Below are 3,439 nucleotides of genomic sequence, written 5' to 3' on the forward strand. Positions count from 1 at the left end.
CGCGGAGAAACGCGAGGAGGCCGAGGCCGCCGCCGAGCGCGTGAGCGAGTTGGAGGACGCCCTGGCGACCGTCGAGGACGCCCGCGACGCGGTGGACGCGATCGAGGAGCGTCTGTCGACCGTCGAGGAACTGAACGCGGAGATCGAGCGTCGCCGCGAGAAGCGCGAGAACCTCGAGGCGGTGAACGACGAGCGGCGGGACCGGCTCGCGGACAAGCGCGAGCGACGCGAGGAACTGCGCGAGGCGGTCGACGAGGAGGCAGTCGAGACGGCAAAACGGCGGAAACGGGAGGCGGAGGAGTACCTCGAGAAGGTCGACGAGGAGCTCGATCGTCTCGACGGGAGACGAACCGAACTCCAGAACGCGATCGGTGGGGTGAGAGGCGAGATAGAGACGTTAGAGGAGCTTCGCGAGGAGCGCGAAACGCTCGCCGAAACCGTCGCGTCCCTCGAGTCGCTACACGAGGAGACGGACGAGTTGGAGGCGACCTACGGCGATCTCCGCGCGGAGCTCCGCCAGCGCAACGTTCGTGAACTCGAACGCACCCTCAACGAGACGTTCGAGCTGGTGTACGGCAACGACGCGTACTCGCACATCGAACTCGACGGCGAGTACGCCCTCACCGTCTACCAGAAGGACGGGGAGGCGCTCGATCCCGAACAGCTCTCCGGCGGGGAGCGGGCGCTCTTCAACCTCTCGTTGCGCTGTGCGATCTACCGGCTCCTCGCGGAGGGGGTCGAGGGGGCCGCGCCGACGCCGCCGCTGATCCTGGACGAGCCGACCGTCTTCCTCGACTCCGGACACGTCTCCCGGCTCGTGGACCTCGTCGAGGAGATGCGCGGGTTCGGCGTCAAACAGATCGTGATCGTGAGCCACGACGACGAACTCGTCGGGGCCGCCGACGAGCTCGTGACCGTCGAGAAGGACCCGCGAACGAACCGGTCGACCGTCACCCGGGAGGACGCCGCCGGGATCGACGTCGCGTCGCTCGCGGACGACTGAGTCGTGGGCGACCCAGAGCTCCGGGTAGGCGATCCGCTACGAGCCGTCGTCAGTCGGCTCCGCGTCGTCGGTCACCCTCTCGCCGCGCAGGAGCCGGACCGCCTCCTCTGCGGTCGTCGTCGCCGCGTATCCCCGGCGGCCGGCCACGTCTGCCTCCTCGATCAGCCCCGCGACGCGGAACTCCGCGAGCCGGCCGTGGAGGTCGGACTCACACATGTCGTAGGCGTCGCCGAGCTCGAGGATCGACAGCGGTCCGCGGTCGACGATCTCGACGAGCAGCCCCAGCGTTCGGTCGTCGTGGACCGCCCGGATCGTTCGGCGGACCGGCTCGGGGACCCCTCGTGCGGCGGTCGCGAGCGGTGACTCGCCGGCGACGACCTCCAGCGCGTCGTTCGCGACGTACCGCTCCTCTCCCGTCTCCGGGTCCAGGATCCGGCTCGAGTCGCCAGACCGCTTCACGAGGAGGTACGTGTCGCCGTCGGCGTCTCGAACCGTCTGCATGGGGAGCGGGTACGGCGTCGGGACGGATTACCGTTCCGGGACCGGATCACGGTTCCGAGGAGCGATCGCGGTCGGAATGGTCCGCGGATTCCGCTCCGCCGCCCTCATCGTCCGCGTCGTCTTCGTCCCCGGCGTCGCGCGATCGGTCCCACGAGCGGTACGTCTGATACGTCCGGATCCCGGCCAACGCCCCGACGACGAGGAGCCCCGCGCCGATCCGGCTCCATCCCTCGAAGAACCAGACGAGCGGGCCGAGCGCGACGAGGAGGACCGCGGCGTTCGCGTAGATCACGGCGACGACGAACGCGCGGAGGGTGTCGCCGTCGACGTCGCCGGCGGCGGAGAAGTCGCCGTCGTCGTCGAAGGTCTTCACCGAGGGCGCCTTCGGGATGTCCGGCGTCATGTCGCGTTCGGCGTCGGAGCTCTCCCCGAAGGAGACCTCGCCCTCGTCGTCCTCGTCGAAGAACACGTCCGCCGCTACGACGCGACGGGTCAAAGGGGTTGTGTCCGCCCGCCATGGGCGGGTGCGTCGGGGGATCGCTGGTTCGTGGCCGACGGACCGCCTCAGGCGGCGTCGGCGAGTCGGACCGTTCGGCTCGCCTCGACCCACGCGAGCGGGTTCTCCGCCTCGAAGAGTACCACGTTGCCGTCGTCCTCGTACACCTCCACGTCGGCGTCGACCGCGTCGTGGTCGCCCGAGCGGTGCGTCCCGTCGTCCCGAAGTGGGTTCGAGGGCATGGACCGTGGTAAGTCGTTGCACGATATATGCTTTTCCGTGGGGGTGAGTGTCACCGGTCGGGCCCGTCGGCGACCGACGGTGGCGGGGACGAACGCCGGTCTTTTAGCCGGGTACGCCGAACGGAGCGTATGACTCAGTCGGGGCTCTCGGACTTCTCGTCGCCCGGCGGGACGGGCGACGGCGGCGGAGACGGCTCCCGCGGCGACCTCGCCGCCGAGGAGGCGAAGGTCGTCGCCGGCGGCGGACACGGACGCGTCAGCGACGTCGTCGACGTCGACGAGGCGAAGTTCCCGGAATCGACCGGCACCGTCGAGCTGATGATCACCCAGATCGACTACGCGGTCGAGGGGTACGGCAGCGACGAGTATCCAGTCGTCCACGTGTTCGGTCGCCGGCCGGATCCCGACGGCGACGATACCGTCGAACACCTCCGCGTGCTCGGCGTCGAGCCGTACTTCTACGTGCCCACCGCGGAGCTCGAGCGCGATCCGGTCGAGGCGTACGACGTCGTTATCGGCGTTCGCGAGGAGGGCCCCGACGGCGAGCCGTACGAGAGCATCCGCGGCGAGCCGCTCACCCGGATCGTCACCCGTACCCCCCGCGACGTGGGGAACATCCGCGACGACTTCGAGACCACCTTCGAGGCGGACATCCTCTTTCCGAACCGCTTTCTGATCGACAACGGGCTCAACGGCGGGCTTCGGGTCGAGGAGCGCCGTCTCGACGACGACGAGGGGACGATCCAGGTCCACGAGGGCCACCTCGAGCCGGCCGAGGTCGACGCCGAGATGCGAGTGAACACCTTCGACATCGAGGTCGACGACCGCCGCGGGTTCCCCGAGGACGGCGAGGAGCCGATCATCTGTCTCACCAGCCACGACTCCTACGACGACGAGTACGTCGTCTGGCTGTACGACGCGCCCGAGGCCGACGTGCCGTCGCCGTCGGAACTCCCCGACTACGACGGGATCGTCGAGGACGGGGAACTCGACTTCGAGGTCCGGACCTTCGCGGAGGAGGCCGCAATGTTAGACGCGTTCGTCGAGTACCTCGACGACACCGATCCCGACCTGCTCACCGGCTGGAACTTCGAGGACTTCGACGCCCCGTACGTCCTGGATCGCATGGAGGTTCTCGATGAACGGAACGACGTCGAGGTCGACCTCTCGATCGATCGGCTCTCCCGCATCGGCGAG

4 protein-coding genes and 1 pseudogene are annotated in these 3,439 nt (G+C 68.9%); 2 read left to right on the forward strand and 3 right to left on the reverse strand.

What is annotated here, in order from left to right:
- Positions 1–1,003 (forward strand): annotated as a pseudogene (locus tag OKW78_RS16480) (chromosome segregation protein); the annotation flags it as partial.
- A gap of 36 nt (positions 1,004–1,039) precedes the next feature.
- Here the strand turns inward: OKW78_RS16480 and OKW78_RS16485 are convergent.
- The 3 genes from OKW78_RS16485 to OKW78_RS16495 form a co-directional block, all read right to left on the reverse strand.
- Positions 1,040–1,504 (reverse strand): hypothetical protein, encoded by a 465-nt coding sequence (locus tag OKW78_RS16485; protein WP_281196142.1) that lies wholly within the window; start codon positions 1,502–1,504, stop codon positions 1,040–1,042.
- A 46-nt stretch (positions 1,505–1,550) separates the two neighbouring features.
- Positions 1,551–1,973, reverse strand: a complete 423-nt coding sequence (locus tag OKW78_RS16490; protein WP_281196143.1) for a hypothetical protein — start codon at positions 1,971–1,973, stop codon at positions 1,551–1,553.
- A 95-nt stretch (positions 1,974–2,068) separates the two neighbouring features.
- Positions 2,069–2,242, reverse strand: a complete 174-nt coding sequence (locus OKW78_RS16495; protein ID WP_203227857.1) for a hypothetical protein — start codon at positions 2,240–2,242, stop codon at positions 2,069–2,071.
- Between the two features lie 129 nt (positions 2,243–2,371).
- Here OKW78_RS16495 and OKW78_RS16500 point away from each other — a divergent pair.
- Positions 2,372–3,439 (forward strand): 3'-5' exonuclease (locus OKW78_RS16500; protein ID WP_281196144.1); only part of this gene is annotated, 1,068 nt, incomplete at its 3' end.

This window comes from Halorubrum sp. F4 (assembly GCF_027257195.1).
Taxonomy (GTDB): domain Archaea; phylum Halobacteriota; class Halobacteria; order Halobacteriales; family Haloferacaceae; genus Halorubrum.

What these genes read in the sequence shown, in the direction of transcription:
- OKW78_RS16485 (WP_281196142.1), bottom strand. Translation starts at nt 1,504, where the DNA reads ATGCAGACGGTTCGAGACGCCGACGGCGACACGTACCTCCTCGTGAAG.
- OKW78_RS16495 (WP_203227857.1), bottom strand. Translation starts at nt 2,242, where the DNA reads ATGCCCTCGAACCCACTTCGGGACGACGGGACGCACCGCTCGGGCGAC.